The sequence below is a fragment of the Gracilibacillus timonensis genome (assembly GCF_900086715.1).
Classification (GTDB): Bacteria; Bacillota; Bacilli; order Bacillales; family Amphibacillaceae; genus Gracilibacillus; species Gracilibacillus timonensis.
The window spans coordinates 518,431-533,851 of the sequence record NZ_FLKH01000012.1 but is presented as its reverse complement, the minus strand read 5'-3'; the positions used below and the strand labels follow the sequence as shown (position 1 = coordinate 533,851).

At 43.8% G+C, this 15,421-nt stretch carries 16 protein-coding genes and 1 tRNA gene; 2 read left to right on the top strand and 15 right to left on the bottom strand.

All coding sequences use genetic code 11. The features are described from left to right. Positions 1–434: 434 nt before the first annotated feature. Both BN6556_RS13580 and BN6556_RS13575 read right to left on the bottom strand, forming a co-directional pair. Positions 435–1,397 carry an L-lactate dehydrogenase gene (locus BN6556_RS13580; RefSeq protein ID WP_066192435.1) on the bottom strand — a complete coding sequence of 321 codons (963 nt, stop codon included), beginning with the start codon at positions 1,395–1,397 and terminating at the stop codon, positions 435–437. 105 nt (positions 1,398–1,502) lie between these two features. After that, positions 1,503–3,299, bottom strand: coding sequence for a PLP-dependent aspartate aminotransferase family protein (locus tag BN6556_RS13575; protein WP_066192433.1), 1,797 nt, complete (start codon positions 3,297–3,299; stop codon positions 1,503–1,505). 588 nt (positions 3,300–3,887) lie between these two features. Between BN6556_RS13575 and BN6556_RS13570 the strand changes: the two genes are divergently transcribed. After that, positions 3,888–3,960 (top strand) — tRNA-Arg (locus BN6556_RS13570). 317 nt (positions 3,961–4,277) lie between these two features. After that, positions 4,278–4,514: a BRO-N domain-containing protein gene (locus BN6556_RS13565; protein WP_066192431.1), complete on the top strand. Its 237-nt coding sequence runs from the start codon at positions 4,278–4,280 to the stop codon at positions 4,512–4,514. A gap of 751 nt (positions 4,515–5,265) precedes the next feature. On the opposite strand, the gene BN6556_RS13560 is transcribed toward BN6556_RS13565, so the two are convergent. The 13 genes from BN6556_RS13560 to BN6556_RS13500 all read right to left on the bottom strand — a co-directional run bounded on the left by BN6556_RS13560 (position 5,266) and on the right by BN6556_RS13500 (position 15,383). Continuing rightward, complete coding sequence (locus BN6556_RS13560; protein WP_066192429.1) at positions 5,266–7,572, bottom strand: phage tail protein; 2,307 nt, start codon at positions 7,570–7,572, stop codon at positions 5,266–5,268. A gap of 32 nt (positions 7,573–7,604) precedes the next feature. Then, complete coding sequence (locus tag BN6556_RS13555; RefSeq protein ID WP_066192427.1) at positions 7,605–7,943, bottom strand: hypothetical protein; 339 nt, start codon at positions 7,941–7,943, stop codon at positions 7,605–7,607. Positions 7,944–7,998: 55 nt separating this feature from the next. Beyond that, positions 7,999–8,766, bottom strand: coding sequence for a hypothetical protein (locus BN6556_RS13550; RefSeq protein ID WP_066192426.1), 768 nt, complete (start codon positions 8,764–8,766; stop codon positions 7,999–8,001). Positions 8,767–8,818: 52 nt separating this feature from the next. After that, entirely contained in the window at positions 8,819–9,145 is a 327-nt protein-coding gene (locus tag BN6556_RS13545) for a hypothetical protein (protein WP_066192425.1), read from the bottom strand. Positions 9,146–9,259: 114 nt separating this feature from the next. Further along, on the bottom strand, positions 9,260–9,589 hold the full coding sequence (locus tag BN6556_RS13540; protein ID WP_066192423.1) for a hypothetical protein: 330 nt from the start codon (positions 9,587–9,589) through the stop codon (positions 9,260–9,262). Further along, positions 9,579–10,106, bottom strand: coding sequence for a hypothetical protein (locus tag BN6556_RS13535; protein ID WP_148436785.1), 528 nt, complete (start codon positions 10,104–10,106; stop codon positions 9,579–9,581). Before BN6556_RS13535 ends, BN6556_RS13540 begins: the two co-directional genes overlap by 11 nt. Before the next feature lie 735 nt (positions 10,107–10,841). Beyond that, on the bottom strand, positions 10,842–11,033 hold the full coding sequence (locus BN6556_RS13525) for a hypothetical protein (protein WP_066192418.1): 192 nt from the start codon (positions 11,031–11,033) through the stop codon (positions 10,842–10,844). Then, entirely contained in the window at positions 10,987–11,649 is a 663-nt protein-coding gene (locus BN6556_RS13520; RefSeq protein WP_066192416.1) for an HNH endonuclease, read from the bottom strand. The genes BN6556_RS13525 and BN6556_RS13520 overlap by 47 nt, the downstream gene beginning before the upstream one ends. A gap of 85 nt (positions 11,650–11,734) precedes the next feature. Then, entirely contained in the window at positions 11,735–11,860 is a 126-nt protein-coding gene (locus BN6556_RS22665) for a hypothetical protein (protein ID WP_262361316.1), read from the bottom strand. Between the two features lie 44 nt (positions 11,861–11,904). Next, complete coding sequence (locus BN6556_RS13515) at positions 11,905–12,849, bottom strand: hypothetical protein (RefSeq protein ID WP_066192413.1); 945 nt, start codon at positions 12,847–12,849, stop codon at positions 11,905–11,907. Positions 12,850–14,000: 1,151 nt separating this feature from the next. Beyond that, entirely contained in the window at positions 14,001–14,258 is a 258-nt protein-coding gene (locus BN6556_RS13510; protein WP_066192411.1) for a helix-turn-helix transcriptional regulator, read from the bottom strand. Between the two features lie 533 nt (positions 14,259–14,791). Further along, the gene (locus BN6556_RS13505) at positions 14,792–15,019 is read right to left on the bottom strand and encodes a hypothetical protein (RefSeq protein ID WP_066192409.1); all 228 of its coding nucleotides are present in this window, start codon (positions 15,017–15,019) and stop codon (positions 14,792–14,794) included. A gap of 94 nt (positions 15,020–15,113) precedes the next feature. After that, positions 15,114–15,383: a hypothetical protein gene (locus tag BN6556_RS13500; protein ID WP_066192407.1), complete on the bottom strand. Its 270-nt coding sequence runs from the start codon at positions 15,381–15,383 to the stop codon at positions 15,114–15,116. Positions 15,384–15,421: the final 38 nt, after the last annotated feature.

The following is a 15,421-nucleotide window of genomic DNA, read 5'->3' as shown; positions in this document are numbered from 1 at the left end:
CCAAAGAATCAGTTGACGATTTTTTTCTTTTGCTACAACAGTGTCTAGGTACTTAGAACGCTTTCTCCTTGCAGAGATAACCATTGTTGTACGCCAATCTAGCGGAGGGAATAGGTGGAGACTCCTGCGAGAAAAGCGCAGTGTGAAGACCCCGCAGGAAGCGATCTTTGCTGACGAGGAGGCTGAGCCAAGCTCGCGGAAAGCGGAACCTATTTCCGAAGCGTTTCCTAGCACTGGCAAACAATCAACTTTACTACATGGAATAGATGGACTTGCCAATTTACATAATCCATCTTATCGGCACCACCATTCGTTCAAGATCAAAATCGGTCCACATCCTTTCATACTCAGAATTCTATACTTTCTTATCTTTAAATAAAAACAAGCACACTTGAGTCAAGTGTGCTTGTTTTTTATATCGCTATTATCTCTATTTACTGAATAGCTTTCCGTGCTGTTTCATTCATTTGCTGAATAATCGCGGCCGATTGTGCAAATTGTTGTTGTTCCGTTTCTGACAATTCTAATTCCAACACTTCACGAATGCCTTGACGATTCAATATGGCTGGAACCCCGATGTAAATGCCTTGTTGTCCATATTCTCCATCCAGTTCCACTGAGAGAGGTAACACGGCATTCTCATTTTGAAAAATAGCCTTGGTTATACGTAATAATCCTAAGGCAATACCATAATAGGTAGCACCTTTTCGATCAATGATATGGTAGGCAGCATCTCGTGCTCCTTCAAACCGATCAATCATATCAGGGTCATTCGCGATATCTGTAATCCCGGTATAGGACTGTAATGACACACCGCCAACTCTCGCCTGACTCCATACCGGCAAGGAAGAATCACCATGCTCTCCGATAATATAGGCATGGATATCACGGGAATCCACCTCTAATCGCTCGCTTAAAAGATACTGTAATCTTGCGGAATCCAAGCTTGTACCTGAACCAAATACACGATTTTTCGGTAAACCAGAAACCTCTTTTGTCACATGGGTAAGGATATCTACTGGATTGGTAGCAACTAAGAAAATCCCCTGAAAATCTGCGGCCATTACTTGCTCCACAATTCCTTTAAAGATCTTTGCATTTTTGGCTACCAGATCCAGCCTAGTTTCGCCCGGTTTTTGACTAGCTCCTGCTGTAATCACTACTAAGTCAGCATTATGACATTCTTCATAACCACCTGTTTTGACTTTCATAGGTTCTCCAAAAGGTAAACCATGGTTTAAATCACGTGCTTCCCCATCTGCTTTTTCCTCATCTAAATCGATTAACACCAGCTCATTGACGATTGCCTGATTAAGTAATGCATAGGCATAGCTTGTTCCGACAAAACCAGCACCAATAATGGCAACTTTTCTGATTTTCGTTTGAATGTTCGTCATTATCTGCTCATCCCCTCTTAATTACGATTAACCTACTCACTACTATACCTTACTTTTGTCTTTTAAGAAACAGGCGCGTTACCCCCATAACACGTCCTCTATTCGTTAAATTTCACAGGCATAGGTAGAGATGGTTCCTCGTAATCGCTGAGCTTCCTTATAGGTACAACGATTATGAACTACTTGCAAGCCACCTTCCAAGGCTACTCGCTCGGCCTCTGGTGATACGACCCCTTCTTGCAGCCAGAATACTTTTGGTTTTACTTCAATGGCCTCTTCGGCAATACCTATGGCTGCTTCTGGGCTACGGAAGACTTGTACAATATCAATTGGACCTGGCACACTTTTTAAATCCGGATATGCCTTTTCGCCTAAAATTTCTGTTTCACGCGGATTAACAGGAATAATTTTGTAACCTAGTCGCTGCATTTTTCTTGCCAAACGATAACTTGGACGAGCTTCCTTACCACTTAATCCAACCACTGCCAACGTTTTTTGCCTGGTAATTTCTTCGCCATTTTCCGTATAGCGTTCATACGGTGAATTCAACGCCCACTTGATAACCCCTTCATCATTAACCACGATTTGGGTATCTGCTTCACTTCCAATTCCAGTCGCTTTTACTAACGCTTGATCTAAATCATTTTGGATATCGCGAAGGGACTCAATACCGACGGATAAACGAACTAACTCTTCCGATACACCCGTTTCCTCTAATTCCTCTTTAGACAATTGTTGATGAGTGGTAGAGCCTGGATGGATGATCAAGGACTTGGCGTCTCCTACATTGGCTACATGAGACCATAGGGACACATTATTAATAAGGGCACTTCCAGCCTCACGACCTCCTTTGATACCAAATACAATGATCGAACCAAAGCCATTGTTTAAGATTCGTTCTGCCAAGGCATGGGATGGATGGCTTTCCAGTCCAGGGTAACGCACCCACTCCACTGCCTCATGTGCCTCTAAATGACGGGCAAGTTCAAGAGCATTTTGATTATGACGCTCGACGCGGATGTGTAATGTTTCTAATCCTTGTAATAACTGGAATGCGTTGAACGGGCTTAGTGCTGCACCAAAATCTCGGAGCAACTGTACACGTACTTTGGTAATAAAGGCCAATGTACCAAAATCTACTGCGTATCGAATACCGCTATAACTTGGGTCAGGTTCGGTAAATTCAGGATATTTCTCGGAATTCCAATTGAAACGACCACCATCTACAATCACACCACCGATTGATGTACCGTGACCGCCGATCCATTTTGTTGCGGAGTGTACGACAATATCTGCTCCTAGTGTAATAGGTTTACAGCCAAACGGCGTAGCAAAGGTATTATCAATAACGACCGGAACCCCTGCTTCATGAGCGATTTCTGATACACGTTCCACATCCAGTACTTGTAACCCAGGATTACCGATAATTTCACCATAAACCGCCTTGGTTTTGTCGGTGATTGCCTGTTTAAAGTTTTCAGGATCGGTTGGATCGACAAATTTCACATTAATACCATAACGTGGCAAGGTGACATTGAACAAATTGTATGTACCACCATATAAGTTTATACCAGCAACAATCTCATCACCTGCACTTGCTAAATTCAAAATCGATAATGTAATGGCTGACATACCAGATGCGGTTGCAACAGCTGCCACACCATCTTCAAGAAGAGCCATCCGTTTTTCAAACACATCTACCGTCGGATTTCCGATTCGAGAATAAATATTGCCGGGTTCATCCAAGGCAAATAACCGCTCGGCATGTTCTGTATCATGGAATACATAGGAAGTAGATTGATAGATTGGAACAGCACGTGAACCGGTTGTAGGATCTGGTGCCTGCCCGCCATGTAAATGAATGGTTTCTGGATCATACGTTGAATGCTTAAAATCTGTCATGTTTTATTTCCTCCCAAAATTTGAATATTTGAATAGCTTGCTATATAAAAAAACCCGTATTCGACTTTCTTTTGAGCCAATACATTAGCTTTTTTTGACAAGGCTTTCCTCGTGTAGCAAGTGCTAGCGTTCGTTACCATCCTGGTTAACTTTTTTCATTTTTCCAGGTGAAATTCACAAACGTTTACACCTAGATTAAAAAAGCTCTCTTCCTAAGAAGAAAGCTCTAGCTACATCATCCATGTCTCCTTCTTATCTTTCAGGGCAACCCTTATAGGTTTTCGTGACTTATAAGTCTTTGCTTCATAGTTACCGGGCTTTGTTAGTCCAGCCCCTCCATCCCTCTAGATAAGCGTAATTAAATCCAAGTATTGCACTTTACTTTGATATGTAATACTCTAGCATGGCACTCGTTGGTTGTCAATCGTTTTAAGAAAAGACGTTATGTTATGTATTCAGTAGATTTATCATTTAGATGATGTGAAAAATAGGTTTTCTCTATAGTACAAAATTTTCAGTATCTAAACTTGACATATTATACTGATCAACCGTATACTGTAATAGGTTTGTTATTACATACCCTTTTTTGCGCCCGTAGCTCAGGGGATAGAGCAATGGTTTCCGGTACCATGAGCCGGGGGTTCGAATCCCTCCGGGCGCGTAATCCGTTGGGAGAGTAAGGCGGAACCCTATTGGGAAGAAATGGACGCTCAGTGGTGCGGGTAAAATAAACATGACAAAAATTGCGCCTGCACCACCACTCTAAGCCTGTGAATGTTCCTACGTTTTATGCCTCCTTTCATTATAAATTAGATGATTATTTTAATCAATGACACGAAAAAGCCCCCGCAGAGATAACTCTCCTCCGCAGGGGCTTCGTGTTCGTTCCGGGTTTCTACTATATTATTTTCCGCCTAAAAGTTCCCTCGATTCAACCTCCGCTGTAACTCCTTCACAACTGCGGAAGAAGGTAACCAAGTGCGAATTGTAGAGGTCGAAGAGGAGACTTATTTTGTCGGTAACGATGTCGCTAGGATTTTAGGGTATTCAAATTACAGAAAGGCGGTTAGCGATAAAGTCGAAAACGAAGATAAGCTCCGTACCCGCGTTGGGTACGCAGGACAAAACAGGGAAGTGACCATAATAAACGAGTCCGGTCTGTACGCATTAATCTTCGGAAGCAAGCTAGAGTCCGTTTTTGCCTTCGACTTATAAAAATTTATAGCAATTTGTTGGACAGCCGGCAGCGACGAATTAAAAGCCCCTCCCCGCGGGGGTTTGACAGCGGTTTAAAACACGAAGCTATGCCGCAAAGCCTCCGTATGCCTTCCGTATATTTATCCACCGTATGCAAAGCGCTAACCCTTCGATTATTTCCGTATTTACCCAAGTAAATAAACGGAATAAGGACGTCAAACCATTGATACGACGGCATTCTTTACGTCTAGTTGACATATTGTATGTTATCGGAAGTCAACTATAACCGTTGGTATGACGGCATTTGTTCGGAGGGAGTAGACGGAGGATGTATACGAGGGGTTATACACCGGAATTATACGAATAAAATACTGCATAAAGTACGGCATAATAGGCGCTTAGAAGGCGTTCCTAAAGGCGCTTAGTTGTCCGCTTAGGCATTCGGAGGCTTTCCGCCTATGCCTTCGCTTGTAGGCGCTGTTAAAGGCGCTTGCCCCTCGTATTTTTGGGGGCTTGCGTGCGGTGAACGGGCTTTCCGATAACGTAACGATAACACAACGGAATCACAACGCCTCTATAACGGAGGATAACACATATCCATTGCGAAATGGAACCGAAAAGGGTTCGTTACTCGACTAACTAACCTCGGAACCTCCGTAAACAATCGTTCATTTAATCCGCACTAAATAACTCGGAATTAACTGCGAAGGTTTCGACTTTCTTCTTATGTCGCTTTTCTGGCGGGTTATCTCCACTTTAAAGGTGGCGTTTACAAGGCGCTTCTTTCTCGCAACCTTCTAGCACTTATACGTTGCTCTCTCGTTACTTCCGAAGTAATGGTTCTGCCTACCTCTCTGCGGTCTAACTCGATCACTTGCCCGTCTTTTCCGACGGCATAAATTTGCGACAACCATCCGTTAGTTGCTTGCAACTCTGCTCGAATTCCTTGCATTTCTGAACGGTCTGTCTGCTGCTGCCTTTTTTTGAACGTGTCCGGGCTTTCTGCGTAACCCGGAGAGGATAAGGCAACCTGTGGCGGTTTAAAGCCTTTGATAGCGTCCTTCGCCATGTTGCCGGTTGCGCCTTTAACCTTTCCTGCCATTCGGTCGATCCCTTTAACGAAACCTTCGCCGGTCGATTCTCCCATTGCCATGAAGACTTTTGACGGCGAATTTATATTAAGCAGGTTTTCTGCCCATCCGATAGCGTCGTTCACTACGTCCCCAACGGCATTAACGGCGTCACTTGCCATTCCTTTAATCCCGTCAATTAGTCCGGTGATAATGTTACCGCCTATTTCCTTCATGTCGTCAAATCCGCCACCTAGAAAGTCAAGGACGTTATCCCATATTTCCTCGATTTTCGATTTAACGTTACCCATTTTTTCTTTAACGGTATCGACTAGTTCTTGAAACTTTCTCACGGCGGTTGAAACTATGGTACTAACGATATCGAAGGCTGCTTTCGCTTGTTGCCACTTCTTTTTAATCCAGCCGGAAACTTTCGAGAATATATCCTTTGTCCAACTCCATATGGTATCCCAGTTAGATATCACGATAGAGGCTAGCGCAATAATGATGTTAATCGCAATCCCTATCGGATTGGTAAGGCTCGCAATCCTCGTCCCAAACATGGCGATTTTAGGGAAAATCTTAACGAATATGTTACCTAGCTTCCCTATCCAACTCCACGCCTTTTTAAGGAACGGTGCTAATACTTTAAAGGCGGAGGAGACAGCCGTAACAATCGGCGCAACGAGTTTAATAATTCCCACCAAGGAAATAGCGACGCCTATCACTTGTCCAATCCATTTATGGTTTTCGAGTAGCTGTGACGTCCATGCAAAGAACTTGTCGGCTAACTCTAACACTTTAACCGCTACCGGCTCCATAGCTATTCCTAAATTAATTAGCGTTGTGGCGATATTGCCTATTAAACTCAGGACGGTAGGCGTATGTTCCTGCACGAATGCTATAAAATTTTGAAACGCCTCACTCTCCGACAAGGCAGCGCTCCACTCTCGGAATCGCTCCGACATATTTAGAAAGCCTTGGCTAAAACTCTCCGCTAACGGATTAAAGGCAACTAGCATGTTCAGTAACCCAACCGCAAAGTTACCTACTGCGGTAGTTAGCGTTTCTAGCCTTGGTCCGGCAGTCTCGCCTAACCAGTTGAAAAAGGTTCGGATGTCCTCCGCCTCTAAGTTGGCGTTAAACTTGTTAATCAAGTTCTGCATGGCGGTTGTAACGCCTTCTATCGCCGGCTTGGACAACTCAAGCAGCGTTTTAGTTGCGGTTAAACCTCCCATAAAGATATCTAGAATCGGATTTTCAAACTGCTTAGACAGTTGCTTATAGAAACTCGAAAACTCCCGCATGGCTCCGACGGTTTCCAACTGCTTGGCTGTGTATCCGTCCTGTAGCTGCGTCAATTCCTTTAATGCCTCGGCTCGCTCCTCCTCGTTAGAGGCGTTGTCAACGGCTTCTTGGGCTTCTTTCAAGTCCTCGTTAGCCTTAACCACGCCTCCAATTGCCGGAATAGCTACGGCACTAAAGGCGCCTGCTCCCAAAGCTGCGGAACTAAAGGCGCTCGCTATAGCTCCAAGTCCTCCGGCTGCAACGCCTATAATCGGGACTAAGGCAGGCAGGGCGGTGAACATTCCTCCGCTTGCCATCCCTCGCATAATTTCATCAAAGTTCCGCAAGTTGGTGGCGACTTTGCCCATCTTATTCATATAGTCCTTATAGCCGGTTATAAGCAAGTGAGTGTGTACGACAGCAGGGACTTGCCTTGCTGTTCGGTTGGCTTGCGTTAGCTGGTTAAGGGCTTTTCCGGTTCCAGTTGCTTCGACTCTAACCGGAACATAGTTGTTAATTTTCTCCGCTTGTTCTTCGACCGCTTTTAACTCGGAGACAGCCTTTTCTGCGCCTTTGGTTTCAAAACTAATCGGTTTTAGCGACTCTAAGCTTCGGGCTTTTCGTTCTACCGAGTCCATTTGACGTTCTAACTTCTTCATGTTTTTGCTAAAGTTGTCTATGGCGGATATCCTAAACCGTATATTGTATTTATCTTGCATATTCTCGCTCCCTTCCTAACGAAAAAAGCCCCTTACTCGGGGGCTTTAAACGTTATGCTTTCGACTAACTCCTCGGCTTGATATTTGTCGGTTAGGTGGGTTTCTAACTGCGGGGACAGTGTAACTTCTTTCGGGTAGGTTACCTCGATTTCTAGCGGCTCCAGGGTGGGGTCGGTTGTCCGTGCTATTTGATGACTTATAACCGTGCTTAGCGTCGCTTCTATAAATTCGATAGGATTTTCTCGTGAATTTGATCTGACTTCTATCCTCTCCCCGTCTTGTATAGCGGTATAACTCCTGCGTCCGTTACGGAATGGGTAGCCTTTATTTCCCGGGTATAACCTTTGCGTGATTTCGATTTGTTTTTTCATAGTAAAATCGCTCCTTTAATAGTTTATTTTTCGTATTCCTTGCTTGCTTCTTTCGCTAACTTCTTTGTGCTAACGGCTCTCCTGCTTCGGCAAGGGGCTTTGTCTGTCCGAATGATTCAAACGCTCCACGTTCTCTAACTGCCCGCTTTCTGTCTGCTTCTTCGATAACTTTACCCGGAATATACGCCGCCACTTTGTTAGCGAGTAGGTCTAAATCATCTACCCGTTGTACGGCTCTTACAACGCCTTTGCTATCACCTCCGTTGGTCGTTATCGTGGATAATAGCGTTCCTAATTGCCCCTGCAAAGCCGTGCGCTCGGCGTCGGAAAGATATTTAATGTCCTGCTCCACTCGCCTAATAGCTTCGTTCATATCTAGGTCGTTCGGGGCACTCTGAATCGCCAACGTATGGCGGTTAGCAAACTGCTCCGCCGTATCTCTATCGGCTTGGGTGACGTGTATCCTTGCTCTGGCGGATTTTCTCCGGGCTTCTTCCTTCATCTCCGCAACTTCTGCTTGCCATTCCGATTGTATGCGGGTAGAATCCGCTTGAAACTCTTTATACGCCTTTTCTAGCTCATACGATTTTACCTCCTCGGTAAAGAGGGGGCTTTTCTCCGCCTCTATTTTCGCTTTCTTATTTTCGTAATCGCTAACGGCTTTCTTGGCTCGTTGGCGGTACTCGTCATATTTTCCGAACTCAATCCGTTTTGCTTTACCTTCTTCGATTAATTGATTCGCTTCCTGTTCGCTTTCTACGTTGCCTACCGTGTGCTGTGCGTTGTCTCCTACGTTGTCCAAGTAAAATAATTTCGTTGTCATACTGTTAATTCGCTCCCTTTTCGTTTGTTATTTTTTTCGTCCCTTGCCCGCTCTATTTGAACGGGTTCCACGTTTGTTTTCGTCGCTGCGCCATTGCCGGAGAATCTGCCGGCTTGACGTGGCTAGCTACTTCCTCGTACAGTTCTTCCGCTGCTCGTTCAATTGCTTCGGCGGATTCGCCTGCCACGTACTTTTTATAGGTTGACAGTTGGTCAAAGGTAAATCCTGCGTCTAGTAGCGCCTTCTTTTTTAAAGCCTCGAAGTATTTCGCTTTATACTCGGCTTGCTCCTCCTCGGCTTCTGCTTGCGCCTCCTCGGCTCCGGCTTCGGCTGCTTCCTCCGTGACCTCTTCCGTTGCTTCTGGCGATACGTTTGACATGTTCTAACTCCTCCTTGTGTTTGCGTTCTTGTTTGGCTACTTTTTTGCGCCATTTCTCCTGTTCTTCGTTAACTTCTTCTTGTGTGAACATTCCGGGCGTTTGAAAGCCTTTGCTCATTTGTTACCTCTCCGTTTTGCTAACAGGCGTCTAGCTAGCGTCCGTCCTTTTTCTTCTCCGTTAACTCTCTTCGGCTGCTGGCGCTTGCCGTTCATTAAGGACGGGTCTACGTACGTTTTCTTCGGCGGAATTTCGTCCGCTAACCGCATTGCCGCTTGCTTTTGCTCCTGCTCGGTTTCTCCGGTGACATGTGAAAGGTATTTTTCCGCCTGCTTCTCGTTATAGCCTTGCTTTAGCAGCAACTTGCGTTTGCCTTCGGTGTCTTCTTGGGCTTTTCGGTCGGCTATTTCCGTTTCTAACTGTTCGTACAACGTTTTATAATCCATGTTCGTGCTGCTCCTCTCGTTTATATTTAATCGGCTCGTCGAAGTATTCTACGATATCAGTCCGCCTCTGTAGCGTACTTTCTGCCAGTTTTACCGCTTCTTCTGCCTGCCTCGGGTTGGACGGGTGAATTCGGAGGCGTTCGGTGAATTTCGTTAGGTCTACTTTTCCCGTGTTGACTTTCAGCCCTCGGATAAATCCAAAGTCTGTTGCGCCTAATTCGTCGTAAATGTAGTTTAATAAGAAGTAGGCTTGTTCCTTGTTTGTTAGATATCCGTTGTAAAAAATGCCGTGTATAGCTACGGTCTCTCCTTTAACCCTTTCCGCAACTCCCAGCGCGGTGGCTTCCTCTGCTTTATTGGCAATTATGGTAGCAACAAACCAACGGGAATCCGTTCGAAAAAACAAGCCGTGTGCGTATTTTCGTTCGTACTGCTTCCACGGCAAGCTTACTCCTTTTATTTGGTCGGAGACGGAAAGCGGGGAAGGGTCGAAGGTTAGGCTTTGGACGATTGCCACTCCGTCCGTTTCTTTTCCCCGGCGAAGGGTTTCGCCTGCATTCGTCGTTAATTGGTATCCTTCCGGGGTGATTGATAGAAGGGTACCTTCGTCGCAAATAGGCGTAAGGTGGTCGCTCTCAATTAGTACGGGCTGGTGGGGTGAGTTCCCGCCTACATGCTGGCGTTCTCTTACGATACATTTCAAATAAGTTCCTCCTTGATTTGTTACGCTTTAGAACTGCAAAAACAAGGGTACTAGGGTGTTTAATCCTAAATTGAAAATATGCGATTACAACCCCTGCCATATCAAGTGTTTAAATAGTCTAAAGCGTAACGATAGTAGTTTATATCTGATTTGTTACGGCTGCTTTTCGTCTTACCTTCATACGCTCCTTCGCTTGTTTTTGTTGTACGATGGGTCGGCATTTATCACAATACTTCTGCCGGTTACTTGTCTTTTTATATCGCTGGTAGCAGCGGCTACATTTGTTAGGAAACTCTTTTTTATCTTTTTTAAGTTCGTGCCCGTCCGGCAAATGTTCTGAGTACTCTTCTAGTAACCTCGGACTACTTGGCGCAACATGTTTTACAAAATACGGACATATATTGCCGGTTACTGACTCCCCTTTAAACGAAAGTACACATTTTTCATTGTCAGTTAACAAACACTTATCTACGTCTTTATGGTTAGCGCAATGGTCTTTTGCGTGTTTGTGTATGCGGTGCTGTAGTGATTTTATTTTTCGGGTGTCTGTCATAATTTGGTTTTCTCCTCCGCTTCCTCTAACTGTTTCTGTAGCTTGTTTAATTCCGACCTTATTCGTTGGATTTCTGCAAGTTGTTCTTGCAAATCCCTCGTTATCCTAATCTGTTCTTGGCTAACGGCGCCTAGCTCGGCTTTAAGCTCTTGCGCTCGACAACTGTAATCGCTTCCATTCGAATCCATTGCTCGGCTCCTCCTCCTCTGTAGGCTCTTCGTTAGTAGCTTCCGCTGCTTGTGTGATCGTTTCTGCGTTGACAAGGTCGCTTAAATCGACGTTGTACCGTTCGATTAGTAATAGAAGAAACCTTAACTCGGCTTGGCGGTCGAAGTTGTCCCGGAGAAACTCGAAAAAGAAGCCGTCTCTTTTTCTTGCGTTACATGACCGGCAGCAGGCGACTAGGTTCTCGTATTCGTTAGCGCCTCCGTGTTTAAACGGAATAACGTGGTCTAAGGTAACTGGGTTCTCTTCGGTTAGCTGCGTTTGACAGTAGGCGCATTCGGGTTCGTTTTGCAAGTCCTCGACCTCTTCGGTTGTTAACGTATCAAGTAGCTGCTCGCCTAGCTCCGTTTCTGCGTTCTGTCTGCGACGTTGGGTGTTGTGTAAGGCTTGTAACGCTTTGCCCTTTCCGGTGGTGCGATACACACTGCGGCAGGTCTTACATTTCGCCTCTAGTCCGTCCTTGTAGCCTTTATGCTTGGTGAACTCGGTTACCGGCTTTTCTTCGGCGCACTTGGCGCACGTTTTGCTTTTTATCTCCGTTGTTTTCGTTTCTTGTGCTTGGGTTAGTTGTTCGTTCATTCTAGTCTCTCCTTCATTCGATCTTTTTGTTTTCATAGCGTTTTCATTTTTGCGCATGACAAATAAACTTACGTGCTTTGGTCGGCTAACTCTGTTTAGTTAATTTGTCTAACTGCTTCATAGCTTCGGTTGCCTCTAAAGTTACGTGGAAGCCTGCCTTTCTTAGCTCGGCTAGCGCTTTTAGATACTCAATCAGTTGTTCTGTAGTCATTCGCTCGCTCCTTCCTTCACTCCGGCGTAAGTATACTTATACGGTTAGTTGAATTGAACCTTGATACTTTCTAGGTGCTTGCCGTTACCTGCATAAACGACGTTAGGATTTACGATAATATAACTTTTTCTAGTATCGCTTCCATCAGTTACGAATAAGAATACCGCCTTATTTTTATATTTGATCGACTTTAACGTCTTTGCCAGGTGTTTATAATCGGCAAAACCTAACTCTTTCGCAAGTTGCTTTATCTCCATCGGTTTAACCTTATCCGGAATTACTTCTGTCGGGTTTTTGCAAACTGTGTTATAATTAAAATTAATGTACGGTAGAATCGCGTAGATAACGCCTAACTTTGCTAGTGTTCGTCCGGTAAACTTGCCGTATAACTCTCGGATTGTTTGCTTGAATACTCTAGTATATCGGTAGTCTGTCGAAATTTTATCGACATTAGTACCTCGGTAAAATACGTGTGGATTAATCGCTAACCCTTCCGGTAATTCTAATAAAATCCCTTCGGCAACAAGTTTCTTATAAAATTCCGGAAACTTATTCCTTGATACGCCTAGTAATGCTTTTAACGCTTTCTTATCCATCTTCTTTCCGTTGTCATGCACCAGGTAACAGTAGTTAAAATATCCACTATTATATGATAGGTACGTACTCATGAAGATTAATATTGCATAGTCCGCTTGCGTTAGGCTTGGAAAGCGTTCTTGAATCGCTTGGCTCTCGGATATGAAAGCGAATACAAAGCCGCCGTTATCTTTTTGGTGTGTTTGTAACTCTTTTATTACTTTGTAGGCGTTCGCCTGGTCTTGTGTAATATTTAATGTTACGCTAACTCTCTCCGTCACATCCTCGCCTGTTCGCCTGTCGTAGACAACTCCGTCAACTACTTCAATATTTTCTTTTAGCGAAAATAGTTGGCGTTTTTGGTCTTCGGTTAACTCTTTCCATGCTTGAGTTTCTTTTTTGTAATCCGTCATTTTATCGGCTCCTTAATATTGTTTTTTTTACATAACTCCGAGATAGGAGGGTTTTTATGTGCATTTTTCGATAGATAGGAGGGTTTTTATGTGCATTAATTTTTGCTAAAAAACGCCCGAACCCCTTGTGCCCCAACGGTTACATCTTTTTTCTCTGAAAAGTCACTCCTCTTCTATATCAGAGGGTATAACGTTTACTGTTAGCGAAGGGTATATAATGTACTTATTTTTTACTCGGAATAATACTATTAATAAAACACTTAAATTTAGCAAAGCTAAATTAACTTGACTTTGTCAAGTTTAGGTAGTCTTATAAAAGCGCCTATTATTTACGGAATACATTTTCCGAAGAATAATAGTACCGATAGTAGGATTCGCCATTATAAGGCGCTATCTGTTGGCGCTAATGTAATTTGTACTTTCCGACTTACCACTTCCCATAATCAAATCAATTACTTTTATATTCGTCATTTCATTCGTTCCTTTCTCGTTTAATTTTAGTTTCCCTTTTGGCGAAACTTCTGCTTTTTTACGATGATTCTAGGAAGAAACCTTCCTAAATTTTTTTACGAAGCTTAGAGCGCCAAGGGATACAGCGTTTAACCCTTAAAAGAAAATAGGGCGTTTTTTACCTCGGTATATGCCGCTAATGTTTAAACCCTGCCGCCTTGAACAAAGACCGTTCAAGCCGGTAACTTATTAGCTTCGCTTATATTTGTTCGGATATACTACATTCCGATAAATCTACTCAGCAACGGAGCCGTTAGGCGAAGTTGCAAAGGGTTTGACTTTGACCTTGAACTTATAAGGCGCCTACCTTTATCGCAAATCACTGACGGAATACACTAATCGGAGTTATTTAACTCTCGGAGTGTTCCCCTTTCGGATTTGATGTAATTGATCAAATCCAGCTAGGCAAAGCCTAGCGATATATACAGTAGCGAATATTTAATTCCGTGTATAAATGATAGATAAGGAAGTAAAAGTAGTTATTTCGAAAATGAAGCCTTGCGCCCCAAGGGGTACAGCGTTCAACCCTTAAAGGGTAGGAAGAAAAAGTAGTTATCGAATATAACGTAATAAAAACGGTTGTTGTAGCGGAATCCTAACCTGTCGAATTGACAGGTACGAGACTGGCGACTATAGCCTTCCTACGCCCCTGCCAACGATTTCGCCACCTTTCTTCGCATATCCATGTAATTAATAAAATCGGACTTGACCGGCTCCAGTAGCTTAACAATGCGATGGCAACTTCTACCGGTGATAATAACTCTGTCTGCTTCGATGTTCGCGATAGTTGCCCGGGTCATCCCTGCTGCTTTGGCAAACTCCTCTTGCGTCAATTCTAAAAATTGGCGGATTAGGCGAACCTCTTCGGCTGTTAACGTGCTTGCTGATATACTTGTCATTTTAACTCCTCCTTGTAAATAAATATATTTTATCGCCTATAGTTGTGCTTTTAGGCGAAAATAAAAAGCTAGCGAAAAGCTAGCGTTCTGATACTTTTATATAAAGTTGTCCTTACTTACTAGTAAACGAACTAACCCTCATTGTGACTATATAACCTAAACTTTTTTAGAAACTGTAGTTATCCGGCAAAATGGATAATCCTCCATAATAAGTGCTTATACTATATATGGTATTAATAAAACCCCGTTACAACCATATAACCTAAACTTTTTTTGGTGTTAACAATTTGTCGGACATAATTACCCTGTACAACGTTTTGTTATCGATATTTAAAACCTTTCCTACTATATATGGTATTAATAAGCACCTAAGTTGCCCATTCGTCTGTAATTGTAAAGAAACTGTAACATTTTCGTTCACATTTTAGACGATGACGAACGGTCTAACTCCAAGTTAACGATTGCCAACCGAAAACCTAGAAGAAGGAAGGCGCTACCCTCCTCCTCCTCCTCCCTCCGTTCCTTTAAGCCCGTCACCTTTCGCCTCCTAAGCTCGATATCCGTTCCCTTAGAAACGCCTCTCGGTCATGAAGCGCCTGCCATAAAACGAACTCAAACGCCTTTTGGTTGCTCTGCCCCAACTCCTCCGATATTTTATCGGACATGTGCAGCCTATTCGCTCCTAACTCGACCGCTTGCATGTTTAGCTTGATAACCTCGCCTATTTTGTCGTGCATATACTCCGGTACAATAACTTGCATAACTAAGCCCCTCCTGCGCAAATAATGATAAAGATTAGCCCGCCTACAAATAAAGCGGCGTAATAAAGGTTAACTAACGTCGGGAAGTTTCGCCTCATTCAAATCGTACTCCTTTCGCTGCAAGCTCCGCCTCCATTGCTTCTAATTCCCGAGGCGTGAACTCTGCTTCCTCAATGAATCGGGCAATGACGTATTCAATCTGAGTGTGTGCCCATGCTGCGATGATCTTGGTTTCTCTCTCCGCCTCTGCTTCGAGTTCCGCTTTTTCTGCGGGCGTTCCATACGTTACCGGGTCGGTTTCTTCGTTCCATTCGATTGGTTCGGTCATTTCTGCGTTGCCTTGAATCCATACTAAGTTAGTCATAAGTAATCGCTCCATTTCGTTTTATAGTAATACTATTT

Coding starts and splice junctions, on each gene's coding strand:
- BN6556_RS13560 (WP_066192429.1), bottom strand. CDS start 7,572: ATGCAAGATAAATACAATATACGGTTTAGGATATCCGCCATAGACAAC.
- BN6556_RS13580 (WP_066192435.1), bottom strand. CDS start 1,397: ATGACGAACATTCAAACGAAAATCAGAAAAGTTGCCATTATTGGTGCT.
- BN6556_RS13540 (WP_066192423.1), bottom strand. CDS start 9,589: ATGGATTATAAAACGTTGTACGAACAGTTAGAAACGGAAATAGCCGAC.
- BN6556_RS13505 (WP_066192409.1), bottom strand. CDS start 15,019: ATGCAAGTTATTGTACCGGAGTATATGCACGACAAAATAGGCGAGGTT.
- BN6556_RS13515 (WP_066192413.1), bottom strand. CDS start 12,849: ATGACGGATTACAAAAAAGAAACTCAAGCATGGAAAGAGTTAACCGAA.
- BN6556_RS13500 (WP_066192407.1), bottom strand. CDS start 15,383: ATGACTAACTTAGTATGGATTCAAGGCAACGCAGAAATGACCGAACCA.
- BN6556_RS13545 (WP_066192425.1), bottom strand. CDS start 9,145: ATGTCAAACGTATCGCCAGAAGCAACGGAAGAGGTCACGGAGGAAGCA.
- BN6556_RS13510 (WP_066192411.1), bottom strand. CDS start 14,258: ATGACAAGTATATCAGCAAGCACGTTAACAGCCGAAGAGGTTCGCCTA.
- BN6556_RS13520 (WP_066192416.1), bottom strand. CDS start 11,649: ATGAACGAACAACTAACCCAAGCACAAGAAACGAAAACAACGGAGATA.
- BN6556_RS13525 (WP_066192418.1), bottom strand. CDS start 11,033: ATGGATTCGAATGGAAGCGATTACAGTTGTCGAGCGCAAGAGCTTAAA.
- BN6556_RS13550 (WP_066192426.1), bottom strand. CDS start 8,766: ATGACAACGAAATTATTTTACTTGGACAACGTAGGAGACAACGCACAG.
- BN6556_RS13555 (WP_066192427.1), bottom strand. CDS start 7,943: ATGAAAAAACAAATCGAAATCACGCAAAGGTTATACCCGGGAAATAAA.
- BN6556_RS22665 (WP_262361316.1), bottom strand. CDS start 11,860: ATGACTACAGAACAACTGATTGAGTATCTAAAAGCGCTAGCCGAGCTA.
- BN6556_RS13575 (WP_066192433.1), bottom strand. CDS start 3,299: ATGACAGATTTTAAGCATTCAACGTATGATCCAGAAACCATTCATTTA.